This window comes from Streptomyces sp. NPDC050121 (assembly GCF_044460385.1).
GTDB lineage: Bacteria > Actinomycetota > Actinomycetes > Streptomycetales > Streptomycetaceae > Streptomyces > Streptomyces soliscabiei.
In genome coordinates this window covers 47,290-63,871 of sequence record NZ_JBITJV010000025.1, presented here as the reverse complement: position 1 = coordinate 63,871, position 16,582 = coordinate 47,290, and the positions used below count along the sequence as shown (strand labels likewise).

At 69.4% G+C, this 16,582-nt stretch carries 17 protein-coding genes; 10 read left to right on the top strand and 7 right to left on the bottom strand.

Features of this window, described 5'->3' with window-relative positions:
• Window positions 1–176: 176 nt before the first annotated feature.
• From ACIBTS_RS31805 to ACIBTS_RS31790, 4 genes are all read left to right on the top strand, one after another.
• Window positions 177–773 carry a 50S ribosomal protein L25/general stress protein Ctc gene (locus ACIBTS_RS31805; RefSeq protein ID WP_319676743.1) on the top strand — a complete coding sequence of 199 codons (597 nt, stop codon included), beginning with the start codon at window positions 177–179 and terminating at the stop codon, window positions 771–773.
• A 75-nt stretch (window positions 774–848) separates the two neighbouring features.
• The gene (gene pth, locus ACIBTS_RS31800) at window positions 849–1,451 is read left to right on the top strand and encodes an aminoacyl-tRNA hydrolase (protein WP_399323929.1); all 603 of its coding nucleotides are present in this window, start codon (window positions 849–851) and stop codon (window positions 1,449–1,451) included.
• A 42-nt stretch (window positions 1,452–1,493) separates the two neighbouring features.
• Window positions 1,494–2,051, top strand: coding sequence for a hypothetical protein (locus tag ACIBTS_RS31795; protein ID WP_399323926.1), 558 nt, complete (start codon window positions 1,494–1,496; stop codon window positions 2,049–2,051).
• A 135-nt stretch (window positions 2,052–2,186) separates the two neighbouring features.
• Window positions 2,187–2,897 carry an LPXTG cell wall anchor domain-containing protein gene (locus tag ACIBTS_RS31790; RefSeq protein ID WP_399323925.1) on the top strand — a complete coding sequence of 237 codons (711 nt, stop codon included), beginning with the start codon at window positions 2,187–2,189 and terminating at the stop codon, window positions 2,895–2,897.
• A 73-nt stretch (window positions 2,898–2,970) separates the two neighbouring features.
• Here the strand turns inward: ACIBTS_RS31790 and ppc are convergent, their stop codons facing one another.
• Complete coding sequence (ppc, locus tag ACIBTS_RS31785; protein WP_399323923.1) at window positions 2,971–5,712, bottom strand: phosphoenolpyruvate carboxylase; 2,742 nt, start codon at window positions 5,710–5,712, stop codon at window positions 2,971–2,973.
• Window positions 5,713–5,948: 236 nt separating this feature from the next.
• Between ppc and ACIBTS_RS31780 the strand changes: the two genes are divergently transcribed.
• Window positions 5,949–6,959 carry an acyl-CoA desaturase gene (locus ACIBTS_RS31780; protein WP_399323921.1) on the top strand — a complete coding sequence of 337 codons (1,011 nt, stop codon included), beginning with the start codon at window positions 5,949–5,951 and terminating at the stop codon, window positions 6,957–6,959.
• On the top strand, window positions 6,956–7,642 hold the full coding sequence (locus ACIBTS_RS31775) for a TetR/AcrR family transcriptional regulator (protein WP_319673192.1): 687 nt from the start codon (window positions 6,956–6,958) through the stop codon (window positions 7,640–7,642). Before ACIBTS_RS31780 ends, ACIBTS_RS31775 begins: the two co-directional genes overlap by 4 nt.
• Window positions 7,643–7,810: 168 nt before the next feature.
• Here the strand turns inward: ACIBTS_RS31775 and ACIBTS_RS31770 are convergent, their stop codons facing one another.
• Window positions 7,811–7,984, bottom strand: coding sequence for a CsbD family protein (locus ACIBTS_RS31770; protein WP_399323920.1), 174 nt, complete (start codon window positions 7,982–7,984; stop codon window positions 7,811–7,813).
• Between the two features lie 82 nt (window positions 7,985–8,066).
• Window positions 8,067–8,867: a trans-aconitate 2-methyltransferase gene (locus tag ACIBTS_RS31765; protein WP_399323918.1), complete on the bottom strand. Its 801-nt coding sequence runs from the start codon at window positions 8,865–8,867 to the stop codon at window positions 8,067–8,069.
• Window positions 8,868–8,986: 119 nt separating this feature from the next.
• Between ACIBTS_RS31765 and ACIBTS_RS31760 the strand changes: the two genes are divergently transcribed.
• Complete coding sequence (locus ACIBTS_RS31760; RefSeq protein WP_079661767.1) at window positions 8,987–9,484, top strand: MarR family winged helix-turn-helix transcriptional regulator; 498 nt, start codon at window positions 8,987–8,989, stop codon at window positions 9,482–9,484.
• Here ACIBTS_RS31760 and ACIBTS_RS31755 read toward each other — a convergent pair.
• On the bottom strand, window positions 9,443–10,210 hold the full coding sequence (locus ACIBTS_RS31755; protein WP_079661766.1) for a response regulator transcription factor: 768 nt from the start codon (window positions 10,208–10,210) through the stop codon (window positions 9,443–9,445). The genes ACIBTS_RS31760 and ACIBTS_RS31755 overlap by 42 nt on opposite strands.
• A gap of 268 nt (window positions 10,211–10,478) precedes the next feature.
• On the opposite strand from ACIBTS_RS31755, the gene ACIBTS_RS31750 reads away from it, so the two are divergent.
• The gene (locus tag ACIBTS_RS31750; RefSeq protein WP_399323916.1) at window positions 10,479–10,934 is read left to right on the top strand and encodes a GNAT family N-acetyltransferase; all 456 of its coding nucleotides are present in this window, start codon (window positions 10,479–10,481) and stop codon (window positions 10,932–10,934) included.
• A gap of 126 nt (window positions 10,935–11,060) precedes the next feature.
• Here ACIBTS_RS31750 and galK read toward each other — a convergent pair whose 3' ends face one another.
• Genes galK through galT form a run of 3 tightly spaced genes read right to left on the bottom strand, consistent with a single transcriptional unit; the run spans window position 11,061 to window position 14,256 of the window.
• Window positions 11,061–12,218, bottom strand: a complete 1,158-nt coding sequence (galK, locus tag ACIBTS_RS31745; RefSeq protein ID WP_399323914.1) for a galactokinase — start codon at window positions 12,216–12,218, stop codon at window positions 11,061–11,063.
• Window positions 12,218–13,198 carry a UDP-glucose 4-epimerase GalE gene (gene galE, locus ACIBTS_RS31740; protein ID WP_399323913.1) on the bottom strand — a complete coding sequence of 327 codons (981 nt, stop codon included), beginning with the start codon at window positions 13,196–13,198 and terminating at the stop codon, window positions 12,218–12,220. Before galE ends, galK begins: the two co-directional genes overlap by 1 nt.
• Entirely contained in the window at window positions 13,195–14,256 is a 1,062-nt protein-coding gene (gene galT / locus ACIBTS_RS31735; protein WP_399323911.1) for a galactose-1-phosphate uridylyltransferase, read from the bottom strand. The genes galE and galT overlap by 4 nt, the downstream gene beginning before the upstream one ends.
• Window positions 14,257–14,404: 148 nt before the next feature.
• Here galT and ACIBTS_RS31730 point away from each other — a divergent pair, with 148 nt between their 5' ends.
• Both ACIBTS_RS31730 and ACIBTS_RS31725 read left to right on the top strand, forming a co-directional pair.
• Complete coding sequence (locus tag ACIBTS_RS31730) at window positions 14,405–16,105, top strand: sodium:solute symporter family protein (RefSeq protein ID WP_399323910.1); 1,701 nt, start codon at window positions 14,405–14,407, stop codon at window positions 16,103–16,105.
• 50 nt (window positions 16,106–16,155) lie between these two features.
• Window positions 16,156–16,536, top strand: coding sequence for a hypothetical protein (locus tag ACIBTS_RS31725; protein WP_399323908.1), 381 nt, complete (start codon window positions 16,156–16,158; stop codon window positions 16,534–16,536).
• The last annotated feature ends 46 nt before the right edge of the window (window positions 16,537–16,582 follow it).

Genomic DNA, 16,582 nt, shown 5'->3' with positions numbered 1-16,582 from the left:
TGTGGCCTCCCTGGCCGAGTAGACTGCTGCAGTTGCTCGGCGAGGGAGGCCGTCTTCGTTTTCCGTTCCGGATGGTTCGGGGTTCGGGGTTCGGTTGTCCGTTATCGACGCGCTCTTCGTAGCAGGCCGTTCGTGGCCGGGTGACCACGTTCCTACTACCTCTACGAGGAGTGATCATGTCCGAGGTCAAGATCTCCGCCGAGACCCGCAGCGAGTTCGGCAAGGGTGCGGCGCGTCGTATCCGCCGTGACAGCAAGGTTCCCGGTGTTCTCTACGGTCACGGTTCCGACCCGCTGCACCTCACGCTTCCGGGCCACGAGCTGCTGCTCGCGCTGCGTACGCCGAACGTCCTGATCGCGCTGGACATCGACGGCAAGACGAACGAGCTGGCGATCCCGAAGTCCGTGCAGCGTGACCCGATCAAGGGTTTCCTGGAGCACGTCGACCTGCAGCTGGTCAAGCGCGGTGAGACGGTCACGGTCGAGATCCCGGTGCACGCCGAGGGTGAGCTGGCGGCGGGTGGCAACCTGCTGGAGCACGTCCTGAACGCGCTTCCGGTCGAGGCCGAGGCCACGCACATCCCCGAGGCCGTCACGGTGTCGGTGGAGGGTCTGGAGGCCGGCGCGTCGGTTCTCGCGAAGGACATCACCCTGCCGAAGGGCACCAAGCTGGCCGTCGACGGTGAGACGGTCGTCCTGCAGGTTCTGGCCGCGCAGGCGGAGGAGGCCCCGGAGGGCGAGTCCGCCGAGGGCGCAGAGTCCGCCGAGGCCTGATCCTCGAGCCTCAGTCGTTTGTCAGCCGTCGTCCCTTCGGTTTGAGGGGCGGCGGCTGGTGCGTATCAAGGAGACGTGGACGTGACGACCGACGCCAATGCCCCCTGGTTGATCGTGGGCCTCGGCAATCCTGGTCCGGAGTACGCCATGAACCGGCACAACGTCGGGTTCATGGTGGCCGATCTGCTGGCCGAGCGGATCGGGGGGAGGTTCAAGCGGGCGGGGAAGGCGCAGGCGCAGGTCGTCGAGGGCCGGATCGGTCCGCCGGGGGTGGGGAGCCGGCGGGTGGTGCTGGCGAAGCCGATGTCGTTCATGAACCTGTCGGGTGGTCCGGTGAACGCGTTGCGGGACTTCTACAAGGTGCCGGTGGCGAACATCGTGGCGGTGCATGACGAGCTGGACATCGATTACGGGGTGCTGCGGCTGAAGCTGGGCGGTGGGGACAACGGGCACAACGGGTTGAAGTCGATGACGAAGGCGATGGGCGCGGAGTACCACCGGGTGCGGTTCGGGATCGGGCGGCCGCCGGGGCGGATGCAGGTGGCGGACTTCGTGCTGAAGGATTTCTCGTCGGCGGAGCGCAAGGAGTTGGACTACTTCGTGGACCGGGCGTCGGATGCGGTGGAGGCGTTGGTGCTGGAGGGGTTGGAGCGGGCGCAAAGCACGTACAACTCCTGACTTGTCGCCCACCGAGGTTGACGGTTGCTTCGGGCATGGCCAATGATCCCGGCCATGCCTGCCACAGCAGCGTCGTCCCACCGCCGTCGGGGTTCGTCCCATAAGCGCTCGGTCAAGGGGTCCGCCTCGGGTTCGGTGGCCGTGTCGCGGTTCGGGCGGTTCGGGCGGCTTGCGGCGATGGGTGCGGTGGCGGTGCTGATCCTGGTCGCGGGGGTGTGGGGTTCCTGGGGGTCGGCTCAGCACGTGATGCTGACGAAGGGCCGGGAGCAGGGCACGGTCGAGGTGACGCGGTGCGGTGAGGACACGTGTGTGGGGCCGTATAGGCCGTTGTCGGCGGGTTCGACGGCACGCGCGCGCGTGGTGCTGGAGAGGTCGGTGGCCGTGCGTAAGGGGCGGACGTACACGGTGGTGCTCAAGCCGGACAGTGATGAGGCGGTGCGTTCGGGTCCTGCGGGGATTCTGTTCGCGTGGGTGCCGTTGGGCGGGGCGCTGTTGCTGGCGTCGGTGGTGGTGGCCGGCGGTCTGGGGCGGACCCGGGCGGGGTGGGTGCTGGCGGGGTCGGGGGTGGCGTTGTTGACGGCGGCGTTCGTGACGATTTGATCGTGTTCGGCGTTCTGTTTTGCTGTGGGTCGACCACGTGTTGCCCGTTTGTGATTGACCGGGGGTCAGTGTTGGCAGGAAGCTGAGCCGCCCCCTCCACATCTTCCGTTTCATCACTCGAAGATGGACTGCCTCATGCGTACCTCCTCCCGCGTCGGCGCCCTGGCTGCCGTCGCTGCTGTCGCGGTGTTCGCCGCGCCCGTCGCCGCCCATGCCGCCCCGCCGGGGGACAACGGCGATGTGAAGATCCACAAGTCGACGACGAACGAGTTCGACGAGCGGAACGAGCCGCATGTCTGCTCGTTCTATCTGGACGCCTTCCACTTCGACGGTCTGGCGAAGGTGGACTGGCACATCGAGGCCTGGGCGCCGGGCGCCGACTCCAAGGGCGAGACGGTCAAGACCGGCTCGATCACCCTGGACGGCAAGGGCCACGGCCGTACCGAGGACCTGTCGTTGGCGGACGGACACTTCAAGCTGTTCTGGAACTTCGAGGGCGAGAAGGGGGCCGCGAAGCACAAGGAGTTCTGGACGGAGTGCGGGGACGAGGAGGGCGGCGGCAGCTCGTCGTCCCCGTCTGCGTCTGCGTCCCCGTCTTCGTCCCCGTCTGCATCGCCGTCGGGTTCGGCGTCCTCCTCCGCGTCTCCTTCGCCGAGCTCTTCGGTGTCGGCGTCGGTGGAGCCGTCGGGTTCCGCGGGGTCGACTCCGTCGTCGGCGGCCGGCCCGCAGGGCGGCGGCAGGCTCGCCGAGACGGGCAACGGTGCGCCGGTCGGCGCTCTTGCCGGTGTCGCGGCCGTGCTGCTCGGCGCGGGCGGTTACCTGGTGGTGCGGCGGCGCCGGGCCTGACGTACGGGATGGGCATGAGGGCGCCCCCGGGTTCGTACGGACTCGGGGGCGCCCTTGTGTCGTCGTGGCCGGGTCAGCCGGTGTTGCGCAGGCCTGCCGCGACTCCGTTGACGGTGAGGAGCAGGGCGCGGGCGAGGAGCGGGTCGGGTTCGGCGCCGGCGGCTGCGGCGTCGCGCTGGCGCTTGAGGAGGGTGACCTGGAGGTAGGAGATGGGGTCGAGGTAGGCGTCGCGGATGGTGAAGGTCTGCTTGAGGACGGGGGTGGCGTCGAGCAGGTCCTTCTCGCCGGTGATCTTGAGGACTTCGGCGACGGTGCGGGCGTGTTCGGCCTTGATGGTGTCGAAGACGTGGCGGAGCTCGTCGGGGACGAGGGTGTCGACGTAGTGCTGGGCGATGCGCAGGTCGGTCTTGGCGAGGGTCATCTCGACGTTGGAGATGAAGTTCTGGAAGAAGTGCCATTGGTCGTGCATTTCGTCCAGGACGGTGTCGAGGCCGGCGTCGCGCAGTGCCTTGAGGCCGGATCCGACGCCGTACCAGCCGGGGACGATCTGGCGGGACTGGGTCCAGCCGAAGACCCAGGGGATGGCGCGCAGGCCGTCGAGTCCGGCGCCGGAGTCGGGGCGGCGGGAGGGGCGGGAGCCGAGGTGGAGGTCGGCGAGCTGGTCGACGGGGGTGGAGGCGAAGAAGTAGGGCGGGAGGTCGGGGTCCTCGACGAGGGTGCGGTAGGCGGCGTGGGCGGCGTCGGAGACGACGTCCATGGCTGCGTCCCAGCGGGCGAGGGCCTCGTCGGACTGGCGGGGGGCGGTGTGCAGGGCGGAGGCCTGGAGGGTGGCGGCGACCGTGAGTTCCAGGTTCTCCCTGGCCAGGGAGGGGATGAGGTACTTGTCGGAGATGACTTCGCCCTGTTCGGTGACCTTGATCTCGCCTTCGAGGGTGCCCCAGGGCTGGGCGAGGATGGCGTCGTGGGAGGGGCCGCCGCCGCGGCCGACGGTGCCGCCGCGGCCGTGGAAGAGCCTCAGGCGTACTCCGTAGCGGTGGGCCACGTCGCGCAGGCGTCGCTGGGCTCGGTGGATCTCCCACTGCGAGGTGGTGATGCCGCCGAACTTCGAGGAGTCGGAGTAGCCGAGCATGACCTCCTGGACGTCTCCGCGCAGCGCCACGAGGCGGCGGTAGGAGGGGTCGGAGAGCATGTCTTCGAGGATGGTGTCGGCGGCCTTGAGTTCGTCGGTGGTCTCCAGGAGCGGCACAATGCCGATCTTGGCCCAGCCGGCGTGGAGGTCGATGAGTCCGGCCTCGCGGGCGAGTACGGCTGCGGCGAAGACGTCGTCCGCGCCCTGGCACATCGAAATGATGTACGACTCGATGACCTCGGGTCCGAAGACGGCGAGGGCTCGCTTGATGGTGCCGAACACGCCGAGGGTCTTCTCGCCGGCCGCGTCGACGGGGGCGGGGGTGGGGGCGAGGGGCCTGCGTGACCTGAGTTCCTTGGCGAGGAGCTTGGTGCGGTACTCGCGGGGCATGTCGGTGTAGCGCCAGGATTCCTCGCCGAGGCGGTCGAAGAGCTGGCCGAGGGCGTGGTGGTGGGCGTCGGCGTGTTCGCGGACGTCCATGGTGGCGAGTTGGAGGCCGAAGGCGGCGAGGGTGCGGATGGTGCGGTTCATGCGGCCGTCGGCGAACAGGCCTCCCTTGTGTTCGCGCAGGGAGGTCTGGATGAGGGTGAGGTCGCTCAGGAGTTCGCTGGTGCCGAGGTAGTCGTGGCCGGGGTTGTGGGGGGTGCCCTTGGCGAGGCGCTGCTTGGTGTTCTCCAGCTTCTGGCGGATGCAGGTGGCCTTGAGGCGGTAGGGCTCCTCGGCGTTGAGGCGCTTGTAGCGGGGGCTGATCTCGGGGAGTCGCTCGAGGTCGCCCTTGAGGGATTCGAGGAGTTCCTCGGTGGCTCCGGTGTAGCGGATGGAGTTGGAGAGGAAGCCGCGGAGTTCGTCGATCGTCTCCAGGGCGTCGTTGATGCCGTGTTCGTGCTGGAGGATGAGGACGTCCCAGGTCACGGCGGGGGTGACGTTGGGGTTGCCGTCGCGGTCGCCGCCGATCCAGGTGCCGAAGGTGAGGGGGCGGGTGTCGTCGGGGACCTTGACGCCGACGCGTTCCAGTTCCGCGGTCAGGTCCTCCAGGACGTCGCCGACGGCGTTCGCGTGGAGTTCGTCGAGGTAGTAGATGGCGTTGCGGGCCTCGTCGGCGGGTTCGGGGCGGACGACGCGGAGTTCGTCCGTCTGCCAGACGAGGTCGATGTTCTCGGCGAGGCGGGTGTCGTGGCGGCGGCGGTCGGCCTCGATGACGGGGGTCTCCAGGAGCGCGGCGATGCGCCGGAGCTTGTTGAGCACCGAGCGGCGTGCGGCTTCGGTGGGGTGTGCCGTGAAGACGGGGCGGACGTTGAGGTGGCGGACCGTCTGGTGGACGTGTTCGGGGTCGGCGTCCTTGAGGCGGTCGGCGGTGCGGGCGAGGAGGCCGCCCTCGGCGGCGCGGCGTTCGCGCAGTTCGCGGCCTCGGTGGACCTGTTCGGTGACGTTGGCGAGGTGGAAGTAGGTGGAGAAGGCGCGGACCAGCTTGGCCGCGGTCTCCAGTTCGATTCCACGCAGCAGTTCAGCGGCGGCTTCGCCGTCCTCTCGGGTGAGGCGGCGGACCTTTTCGACCAGGTCGAGGAGCTCGGGGCCCTCTTGCCGGACGAGGGTCTCGCCGAGGAGGTCACCCAGTCGGCGGATGTCGGCGCGCAACTCGGTGCTGGTGGTTGCGGTGGCCTGGCCAAGGTCGTCGGCACTGCTCACAGGTGCGGCTCCTTGCAGTGTTGAAGCTCGTCCGGGAGGGAACTAAACAGAGCGGACGGCGCTGTCCGACCGTCTCCAAGGATAGTTCCCGGGGGGACGCGCAGGTTGGCGGGCTCTTGCCGCCGGGTAGTGCACTGCCATACTTACGATGCCGTAGGTTACGGAACCGTAGGAAACAGCCCTTGGTTCCGTCGGTATGGCATCTCCCTCAATCCCAGACCCCCCAGGGGACGCGCATGACCACAGGCTCCAACGTGATCGAAGACCCTTCCCAGGCACCCGACGGCAGCCCTATCCCCTCGGCCACGCTGGGTGGCGAGCAGAAGCGTTCGATCGAGCAGATCACGCTGCTGATCTTCATCATCGTCCCGTTCCTGGCGGTGCTGGCGGCGGTGCCGCTGGCGTGGGGCTGGGGGGTGAGCTGGCTGGACATCGGCCTGCTGGTCTTCATGTACTTCCTGGGGTGCCACGGCATCACGATCGGTTTCCACCGGTACTTCACGCATGGTTCGTTCAAGGCGAAGCGGCCGCTGCGGATCGCGCTGGCGGTGATGGGGTCGATGGCGGTGGAGGGGCCGCTGGTGCGCTGGGTGGCGGATCACCGCAAGCACCACAAGTTCTCCGACGCGGAGGGTGACCCGCATTCGCCGTGGCGGTTCGGGGAGACGGTTCCGGCCCTGATGAAGGGTCTGTGGTGGGCCCATATCGCATGGATGTTCGATGAGGAGCAGACGCCGCAGGAGAAGTACGCGCCGGATCTGATCAAGGATCCGGCCATCCGTGCGATCTCGCGGCAGTTCGTGTTCTGGACGATGCTGTCGCTGGCGCTGCCGCCGCTGGTGGGCGGACTGGTGACGATGTCCTGGTGGGGCGCGTTCACGGCGTTCTTCTGGGGTTCGCTGGTGCGGGTGGCGCTGCTGCACCACGTCACCTGGTCGATCAACTCGATCTGTCACGCGGTCGGCAAGCGGCCGTTCAAGTCGCGGGACCGGTCGGGCAACGTGTGGTGGCTGGCGGTGCTGTCGTGCGGGGAGTCCTGGCACAACCTGCACCACGCCGAGCCGACGTCGGCGCGGCACGGCGTGATGCGCGGGCAGGTGGACTCCTCCGCCCGCTTCATCCGGTGGTTCGAGATGCTCGGGTGGGCGTACGACGTGCGCTGGCCGTCACGCTCGCGTATCGATTCGCGTCGCAACAGGGGTGAGGACGGCTCCCGACGGGGGAAGGCGGCCGCTGAGGCGGCATGATTGACGGTGTGGCGACCGACTCCAGCAGTACCTCCAGTCCCAGCAGTGACGCGAAGCCGCGGCGCGCGCGACGCACCCGGATGACGGGGGCGGAGCGTCGGCAGCAGTTGCTGGAGATCGGTCGCACCCTGTTCGCGGCGAAGGGCTTCGAGGGCACGTCGGTGGAGGAGATCGCGGCGAAGGCCGGGGTGTCCAAGCCGGTGGTGTACGAGCACTTCGGCGGCAAGGAGGGGCTGTACGCGGTCGTGGTGGACCGGGAGATGCGCCGTCTGCTGGACATGGTCACCTCGTCGTTGACGGCGGGCCATCCGCGCGAACTCTGCGAACAGGCGGCCTTCGCGCTCCTGGACTACATCGAGGAGTACACGGACGGTTTCCGCATCCTGGTCCGCGACTCCCCCATCCCGCAGTCCACCGGCTCGTTCGCGTCGCTGATCTCGGACATCGCGACGCAGGTGGAGGACATCCTGGGCCGCGAGTTCAAGAGCCGCGGCTTCGACCCGAAGCTGGCCCCCCTGTACGCCCAGGCCCTGGTCGGCATGGTCGCGCTGACCGGCCAGTGGTGGCTGGACGTGCGCCGTCCGAAGAAGGCGGAGGTGGCGGCCCACCTGGTGAACCTGGCCTGGCACGGCCTGGACGGCCTGGAGGCCAAGCCGCACCTGATAGGACGCCGCAAGGCGTAATACGCACCGCCCGCACAGCCGAGGCACACAGGCCTGGGAGACGTACCGCAGCGCGAGGCCGTCGCCCTGCCGGCGACGGCCTCGCGGCGGCCTTACTGTCATTCAGCGCGGTCAGCGCTGTCCGTGCTGGTCTCAGTGCTGGTCTCAGTGCTGGTCTCAGCGGGGCTGTCAGTGCTTGAAGACGTCCTTCCCCTTCTCCTTGGCCTGGCGGGCGTCGCCCTTCGCCTGGCCGGCGCGGCCCTTGGCCTCCATCCTCATGTCGCCCGCCGCGCGGCCGACGACCTCCTTGGCCTTGCCCTTGACCTGCTCCTTCTTGGCCTTGGCCTTCTGGTCCTTCGCCACCGTGTATCACTCCCAGCCGCATCGCCACATCCGACTTCGATGCCACCCCGAGTGGCCTTGTGCAGCCGGTTCAAACACCGGCTCAGGCGCTCTTCGTCGCCACCGCGAACAGTCGGCGGAACGGCAGGACCGTGCCGTACTCGGCGCTCGGGTAGGCCGTGCGGAGCAGGTCGCGGTATTCGGTGACGAAGGCGTCCCGGGCCTCGGGGTCGTCGGCGAGGGCGTCGAGGGCGGGGCGCAGGCCGGTGCCCCTGACCCAGTCGAGGACGGGGTCGTCGCCCGTGAGGACGTGGAAGTACGTGGTCGTCCAGACGTCGGTCTCGCAGCCGAGGTGGGCGAGGCGGTCGAGGTAGACGCCGGGGGCGTGCACGGAGTCCTCGTGGCGCAGCACGTCGCCGAGGCGGTCCTTCCAGCGGGGCGTGTCGCCGAGTTCGCGCATGAGGGCGTGCAGGGGCGCGTCGATGTTGTGGGGGACCTGGAAGGCGAAGGTGCCGCCGGGGGCGAGGCCGTCCAGCCAGCCGGCGAAGGCGTCGAGGTGACCGGGCACCCAGTGCAGTGCGGCGTTGGACACGAGCAGGTCGTACGTCTCCTGCGGCGCCCAGGTGGCGAGGTCGGCGTACGCGAAGTCGAGGCCCGCGCCGGCGTGCGCCGCGGCGTCGGCGAGCATCTGGGGCGAGTTGTCGTAGCCGGTGATGCGGGCGGTGGGCCAGCGGTCGGCGAGGACGGCGGTGACATTGCCGGGGCCGCAGCCGAGGTCCCCGATGCGGGGCGGGTCGCCGGGCAGGTCGGGAACGCGGGCGAGGAGGTCGGCGAAGGGGCGGGCGCGGTGGCCGGCGTGACGCAGGTACTGGGCGGGGTCCCAGGAAGGGTTGGTCGTCGTCATGCCTTGCACCTTCCCCCTCAATCTCTCTCGATGTCAAGAAACTTGACCTCAAGATGCTCGCACCTGAGAGACTCGACATCAAGAGACTTCATGTCGACACAACCACTACACTGATCGTCATGGAGGACGAGGTCGATCGGCTGGTCGCAGCGTGGCGCCGGGAGCGCCCGGACCTCGACGTGGAGCCGCTGGAAGTACTCAGCCGGGTGAGCAGACTGGCCCGGCACCTGGATCGTGCCCGTCGGCTGGCGTTCTCCGAGCACCAGCTGGAGCCCTGGGAGTTCGACGTCCTGACGGCGCTGAGGCGCGCGGGTGCGCCGTATCAGCTCTCGCCGGGGCAGTTGCTCACGCAGACCCTCGTCACGTCGGGCACGATGACGAACCGCATCGACCGGCTCACGAAGAAGGGCCTGGTGGAGCGGCTGCCCGATCCGAGCGACCGGCGCGGTGTGCTGGTCCGCCTCACGGACGACGGCAAGGACCGCGCCGATCAGGCGCTCGCCGGACTGCTCGACCAGGAGCGGGCGATCCTGGCCGAGCTCTCGCATGCGCAGCGCGGCGAACTGGCCGCCCTGCTACGCCAGTTGACCGCCCCGTTCGACAACATCCCCGGCTAGGTCCACGGGTCCGACGCCGGCCCGGCGGGCAAGGGCGACCGCGGCGAGGGTGGAGTGGACGCCGAGTTTGCCGAGGACGTTCTGCATATGGGTGCGGACGGTGTGCGGGGACAGGAACAGGCGGTCGGCGACGGCCTTGCGGCCCAGTCCGGCGACCATGCAGCGCAGTACTTCGCGCTCCCTCGGCGTGAGGGACTCGACCAGGCGTTCGCTCTCGGTGCGGTGCTTGCGGGCGGCCGTCAGCTCGCGCAGGACGCCGGTGAGCAGGGCGGGCGGGAGGTGGGTCTCCTCGCGCAGCACGCCCCGGATGACCGTCAGCAGCCGCGACAGCGAGCAGTCCTTGGCCACCCAGCCGGATGCCCCGGCCTGCAGCGCAAGGGCCGCGCGGCGCGCGTCGTCCTTCTCGGCGAGGACGACGATCCGGACGTGCGGCTGGGCGGTGCGCACGCCCGCGACCAGCGAGATCCCGTCGACGAGCCCGTCCTCGCCCACCTCCTGCACGGGCACTGCGGGCCGTATGCCGGGCAGGGCGCCGCCCAGATCGGCGTCGACGAGCAGCACGTCGTACCGGCGCCCTTCGGCGGCCGCGCGCTCCAGGCTGCGCAGCGCCGCCGGGCCGCTGCCGGCCGCGGACACGTCCACGTCGGGCTCGGCCGCCAGCGCCGCGGCGAGCGACTCGGCGAAGATACGGTGGTCGTCGACGACCAGGACTCGGATGCGAACCACGAAACCCCCTTCCCCAAGCTCCTTGACAGAGCAGGGGATACCCCAAGGTCCGGAGACGGAGAACGGAGACCTGCGCGGGTACGACGCCCGGAGAGGGCGCCAGGACCGCACGGCCGCCGCCGTGCAGAGACTGCTACCCCCACCGCGGGCGTCGTACCCGACTGTCTCGCCCCCTGATCGGCACCGGCCCCCACCGGTGCTGTTCACAGGGTAGGGCCGTGGGCTGACAGGGGAAGGAAAATTGCAGAACTGATTGGCCGGGGCGTTTATGGTGAGCCGCATGTTTCGTCTTGAGACAGAAGTCGACAGGACCCGACGCGATCTTCTCCGTTCGCGGCTCCTGGAGACCAACACGGAGGCCTCCCCCACACTGCGCGCCCTGCGCGGCACGCCCGCGGAGCGCGAGTCGCCGCTCCATGTGTGGGCCACCGGCCCCGGGGGTGATCTCGCCGGCGGTCTGGTCGGCCACACCTGGACGACGTGGCTGCACGTCACCTATCTGTGGGTGGACGCCCCGCACCGGGGCACGGGCCTGGGCAGCCGCCTCGTCGCGCAGGCGGAACGCGTCGCCGCCGAGGAACGGGGCTGCGACCGCGTACGCCTGGAGACCTGGGACTTCCAGGCGCCGGAGTTCTACAAACGGCAGGGCTACGACGTGGTGTGCGTGATCGAGGACTACCCGCCGGGCATCACGGAGTACACGCTGACGAAGCGACTCGGGTAGGACGACGCGGGTAGGGCGACGCGGGTAGGACGACCCGGGTAAGGGCCGGAAACGGGAAGTCGCAAACGGGAAGGGGCGGTGGGGGCGAAACCCTTACGGGCGCCCCCACCGCCCCACCGGGCCTGCTCAGTTCACGCGTCGTGCCCCCGCCGCGGGCACCGCCTCGAACACCCTCGGCGCCTTGAAGTCCGCGGCGGCGAAGGCCTCTTCGACGGCCTTGGTGAGGGTTTCGACGTCGGTCGCCTCGGCTAGGACGATCGCCGAGCCGCCGAAGCCGCCGCCCGTCATGCGCGCGCCGAGCGCGCCGTGCGCGAGGGCGGTGTCGACGACGAGGTCCAGCTCGGGGCAGGACACCTGGAAGTCGTCCCGCAGGGAGGCGTGGCCGGCCGTCAGGACCGGGCCGACGGCACGGGTGTCGCCGCCCGACTCCAGGAGGGCGACGACCTGCTCCACCCGCTGGTCCTCGGTGACCACGTGCCGGACCAGGCGGCGGACCTCCTCCTCGTCGCCGAGCCGGGCCAGGGCCGCGTCCAGGTCGGCGTAGGGGATGTCCCGCAGGGCGTCGACGCCGAGCAGCGCGGCGCCCTTCTCGCAGCCCGCCCGGCGCTTGCCGTACTCGCCGCCGCTGTGGGCGTGCGTGACCTGGGTGTCGACGACCAGCAGCCGCAGTCCTTCGGCGGCCAGGTCGAGGGGGATCTGCTTCTGGGAGAGGTCGCGGGTGTCGAGGAACAGCGCGTGGCCGGCCTCGCAGCACGCGGACGCCGTCTGGTCCATGATGCCGGTGGGGGCGCCGACGTAGACGTTCTCGGCGCGCTGGCACAGGCGGGCCAGCTGCCAGCGCTGCAGCCCGAGCTCGTACAGGTCGTTGAGGGCGAGGGCGACGACGACCTCCAGGGCCGCCGAGGACGACAGGCCCGCGCCCGACGGGACCGTCGAGGACAGGTGGATGTCGGCGCCGGTGACCGGGTGGCCGGCTTCGCGCAGCGCCCAGACGACGCCGGCCGGGTACGCCGTCCAGGCGTCGTCGGACTCGGGCGTCAGCTCGTCCAGGCGGAGTTCGGCGACGCCGGTGTCGAGGTCGGCCGAGTGCAGGCGCAGCAGGCCGTCCGCGCGCCGTGAGACCGCCGCGACGGCGATGTGCGGCAGCGCGAAGGGCATCACGAAGCCGTCGTTGTAGTCGGTGTGCTCACCGATGAGGTTGACGCGGCCGGGCGCCGCCCAGACGCCCTCGGGCTCGGTCCCGTACAGCCGGACGAACCCCTCGCGCACTTCCTGTGCCCCCACTACCGCTCCCTTGCTGCACTGCTTGCGATGTGCTGCGCGAACTCCCACGCGTCCGCGACGATACCCGCGAGATCCGCGCGGGACGGGTTCCAGCCCAGCTGCTCGCGGGCGGTGGCCGCCGAGGCGACCAGGACGGCCGGGTCGCCGCCGCGGCGCGGGGCCATGACCTCGGGGATCGGGTGGCCGGTGACCTGGCGGACGGTCTCGATGACCTCGCGGACGGAGAAGCCGTTGCCGTTGCCGAGGTTGCAGACGAGGTGCTCGCCCGGCTTGGCGGCGGCGACGGCGAGGAGGTGGGCCTCGGCGAGGTCGGCGACGTGGATGTAGTCGCGGATGCAGGTGCCGTCGGGGGTCGGGTAGTCGTCGCCGAAGACGGAGATGGCCTCGCGGCGGCCTTGCGCGACCTGGAGGACGAGCGGGATGAGGTGCGACTCGGGGTCGTGCCGCTCGCCCTGCGCGCCGTAGGCGCCGGCCACGTTGAAGTACCGGAGGGAGACGGCGCCGAGCCCGTGGGCGGCGGCCTCGCCGGTGATCATGTGGTCGACGGCGAGCTTGGAGGCGCCGTAGGGGGAGGTCGGCGCGGTGGGGTCGGTCTCGGTGATCGGGGTGTTGACGGGCTCGCCGTAGGTGGCGGCCGTGGAGGAGAAGACGAGCTTGCGCACGCCCGCCTCGCGCATGGCGCCGAGCAGGGCCATGGTGCCGCCGACGTTGTTGTCCCAGTACTTCTCGGGCTTGACGACGGACTCGCCGACCTGCGAGAACGCGGCGAAGTGGAGGACGGCGTCGAAGGAGGGGTCGAGCCACTTGCGGGCGTCGCGGATGTCACCCTCGATGAACGAGGCGTCCGCCGGGACGCCCTCGCGGAAGCCGGTGGAGAGGTTGTCGAGGACGACGACCTCGTGTCCGGCCTCCAGCAGGTGCTGGGCGACGACACTGCCGACGTACCCCGCGCCGCCGGTGACCAGGTACTTCCCGCTCATGAACTCGCTACCTCTCGCAGTCGCTGTGCCGCAGCCTCCGGCCGGATGTCGTTGATGAAGACGTTCATGCCGGATTCGGAGCCCGCGAGGAACTTCAGCTTGCCGGAAGTGCGGCGGATGGTGAAAAGCTCCAGGTGGAGCCCGAAGTCGTCCCGGTTGACGCCCTCGAACTCCTCCAGCGCGCCGAACGGCGCCTGGTGCCAGGCGGAGATGTACGGCGTGGACGGTTCACCTTCGCCGAAAATCCGGTCGAAGCGCCTCAACAGTTCCAGATACACCTTGGGGAACTCTGTGCGCGCGTCCTCGTCGAGGGCCAGCAGGTCGGGCACCCGGCGCTTGGGGTAGAGGTGCACCTCGTACGGCCAGTGGGCGGCGTACGGCACGAAGGCGACCCAGTGTTCGCCCTCCAGGACGACCCGCTCGTCGGCGAGTTCGCGCTCCAGGACGGCGTCGAAGAGGTTCTCCCCGCCGGTGGCCTCCTTGTGCGCGGCGACCGAACGCAGCATCAGGGCGGTGCGGGGGGTGGTGAACGGGTAGGCGTAGATCTGCCCGTGCGGGTGACCCAGGGTCACACCGATCTCGGCGCCACGGTTCTCGAAGCAGAACACCTGTTCCACGGAGGGCAGATGCGACAGCTCGGACGTCCGGTCCGTCCACGCGTCGAGGACGAGCCGTGCCTGCTCCTCGGTGAGGTCGGCGAAGGACGCGTCGTGGTCGGAGGTGAAGCAGACCACTTCGCAGCGCCCGGAGTCGCCGGCCAGGGAGGGGAAACGGTTCTCGAAGACGACGACGTCGTACGACGAGTCCGGGATCTCGCTCAGCCGGTCGCCCTGCGAGGGGCAGAGCGGGCACTCGTCGGCCGGCGGGTGGTACGTGCGCCCCTGCCGGTGGGAGGCCACGGCGATGGAATCGCCGAGGAGCGGGTCCCGTCGCACCTCCGAAGTGGTGACCGTGCGGTCCAGCGGCCGCTTGTCCACCGCGTCGCGCACCGAGTCGTCCCGCTGGTCGTAGTAGATCAGCTCACGACCGTCGGCCAAGCGGGTCGAGGTCTTCTTCACCGCGACTCTCCATCCGTACCTCAGGCCCGCGGGCCTGGCTCAGTACACCTAGCGAAGCTTCAAACAGAATCAAACACATAAAACCATAAACCCCCACGCCTGTCACCACCACAACCAAACAAAGAACACCAAGCGAAGTGAGCAGTGCATGCGAACCCCCACAGAAACGGTACATACGGCAGCACAGCTGGCGGCAGAGCTGCGGCTGCCGACGAACTGGCTCGACTACACGATCCTCGGCATCTACTTCGTCGTGGTCCTGGGCATCGGCTTCGCCGCCCGCCGCTCGGTGAGGACCAGTCTCGACTTCTTCCTCTCCGGCCGCTCCCTGCCCGCCTGGATCACGGGCCTCGCGTTCATCTCGGCCAACCTGGCCGCCACCGAGATCCTGGGCATGGCCGCGAACAGCGCGCAGTACGGGGCGTACACCGTCCACTGGTACTGGATCGGCGCGATCCCGGCGATGGTGTTCCTGGGCCTGGTGATGATGCCGTTCTACTACGGCAGCAAGGTCCGCTCGGTCCCGGAGATGCTGCTGCTGCGCTTCGACAAGGGGGCCCATCTGCTGAGCTCGGCCCTCTTCGCGTTCGCCGCGATCCTCATCGCCGGGGTGAACCTGTACGCGCTGGCGATCGTCGTCGAGGCGCTGCTGGGCTGGCCGCAGTGGGTGGCGATCGTGGTGGCGGGCTTCTTCGTCCTGGCGTACATCACCCTCGGCGGCCTGTCCTCGGCGATCTACAACGAGGTGCTCCAGTTCTTCGTGATCCTGGCGGCCCTCATCCCGCTGTCGGTGCTCGGCCTGAAGAAGGTGGGCGGCTGGGACGGCCTGAGCGACAAGCTGACCGCGACCCACGGCGACAACTTCGTCAGCGCGTGGGGCGGCACGGGCATCGGCAGCGCCAACCCGCTGGGCGCGAACTGGCTGACGATCGTGCTGGGGCTCGGGTTCGTTCTGTCCTTCGGCTACTGGACGACGAACTTCGCGGAGGTCCAGCGGGCCCTGTCGGCGAGGAACCTGTCGGCGGCGCAGCGCACTCCGCTGATCGCCGCATACCCGAAGATCTTCATCGTGTTCCTGGTGATGATCCCGGGGCTGGTGGCGGCGGTGCTGGTGCCGAAGATCGGCACGGCTGGCTCCGACCTCCAGTACAACGACGCGATCCCCTACCTGATGGAACAGCTCCTGCCGAACGGGGTGCTGGGCATCGCGGTGACGGGTCTGCTGGCCGCGTTCATGGCGGGCATGGCGGCGAACGTGTCGTCGTTCAACACGGTGTTCACCAACGACATCTGGGCGAAGTACGTGGTGATCGGCAGGGAGGACGCGTACTACGTCCGTTTCGGCCGTCTGATCACGGCGATCGGCGTGGCGGCGTCGGTGGGCACGGCGTTCCTGGCGTCGTCCTTCTCGAACATCATGAGCTACCTGCAGACGCTGTTCAGCTTCTTCAACGTCCCGATGTTCGTCGTCTTCATCGTCGGCATGTTCTGGAAGCGGGCGTCGAAGAAATCGGGGTTCTGGGGCCTGCTGGCCGGCACGACGGCGGCGATGGTCAACTACTTCGTCCTCTACAAGCAGGACGTCATCGGCATCCCCACCGACCAGGGCGCGAACTTCGTGTCGGCGATCGCGGGGTTCGTGGCGGGCGCGGTGGTGATGGTGGCGGTGTCGCTGTTCACCGCCCCGAAGCCGGACGAGGAGCTGCAGGGCCTGGTGTACGGCACCGTCTCGCCCGGTATGGCCGAGCCGCCGGCGGCGGGCGACGACGCGTGGTACCGGCGGCCCGCGCTGCTGGGCTGGGGCGCGGTGATCCTGGCCGCCGCCTGCTACATCCCGTTCTCGTTCTGAGCCCCGTCGCCCAAGCCCCGTCACGACTACTGCGGGAGAATGGAAGGACCATGTCCGAGCAATTCGAACCCGACGAGCAGGCGGCGCGTGCGGAGCGCGTGGAGCGGCTGCGGCATGCCGGGTACTCCGAGGCCGACGTCCAGCGGGAGGTCACGGAACTCGAGGAGAAGTCCGCGACCGCGGCCCGCATCTTCGACCTGCGCCGCATCATCGGCGGTCTGTTCGTCGTGTACGGCGTGATCGTCACGATCGCCGGCCTCACGGACGGCGCCGCGGAGATCGACAAGGCGCAGGGGATCAACATCAACCTGTGGACGGGGCTGGGGATGCTGGCCCTGGGCGTCTTCTTCCTGGCCTGGCTGAAGCTGCGCCCCACGGCGCCACCCGCACCGCCGGTACCGGCGCCGGAGGAGAAGGCTTCGCCGGAGTAGCGGGTCGCCGGGGCGGGGCTGGAACCGCGCGCGATCGCGGTTCCAG

Coding starts and splice junctions, on each gene's coding strand:
- ACIBTS_RS31805 (WP_319676743.1), top strand. CDS start 177: ATGTCCGAGGTCAAGATCTCCGCCGAGACCCGCAGCGAGTTCGGCAAG.
- ACIBTS_RS31795 (WP_399323926.1), top strand. CDS start 1,494: ATGATCCCGGCCATGCCTGCCACAGCAGCGTCGTCCCACCGCCGTCGG.
- ACIBTS_RS31790 (WP_399323925.1), top strand. CDS start 2,187: ATGCGTACCTCCTCCCGCGTCGGCGCCCTGGCTGCCGTCGCTGCTGTC.
- ACIBTS_RS31780 (WP_399323921.1), top strand. CDS start 5,949: ATGACCACAGGCTCCAACGTGATCGAAGACCCTTCCCAGGCACCCGAC.
- ACIBTS_RS31775 (WP_319673192.1), top strand. CDS start 6,956: ATGATTGACGGTGTGGCGACCGACTCCAGCAGTACCTCCAGTCCCAGC.
- ACIBTS_RS31765 (WP_399323918.1), bottom strand. CDS start 8,867: ATGACGACGACCAACCCTTCCTGGGACCCCGCCCAGTACCTGCGTCAC.
- ACIBTS_RS31760 (WP_079661767.1), top strand. CDS start 8,987: ATGGAGGACGAGGTCGATCGGCTGGTCGCAGCGTGGCGCCGGGAGCGC.
- ACIBTS_RS31750 (WP_399323916.1), top strand. CDS start 10,479: ATGGTGAGCCGCATGTTTCGTCTTGAGACAGAAGTCGACAGGACCCGA.
- galE (WP_399323913.1), bottom strand. CDS start 13,198: ATGAGCGGGAAGTACCTGGTCACCGGCGGCGCGGGGTACGTCGGCAGT.
- ACIBTS_RS31730 (WP_399323910.1), top strand. CDS start 14,405: ATGCGAACCCCCACAGAAACGGTACATACGGCAGCACAGCTGGCGGCA.
- ACIBTS_RS31725 (WP_399323908.1), top strand. CDS start 16,156: ATGTCCGAGCAATTCGAACCCGACGAGCAGGCGGCGCGTGCGGAGCGC.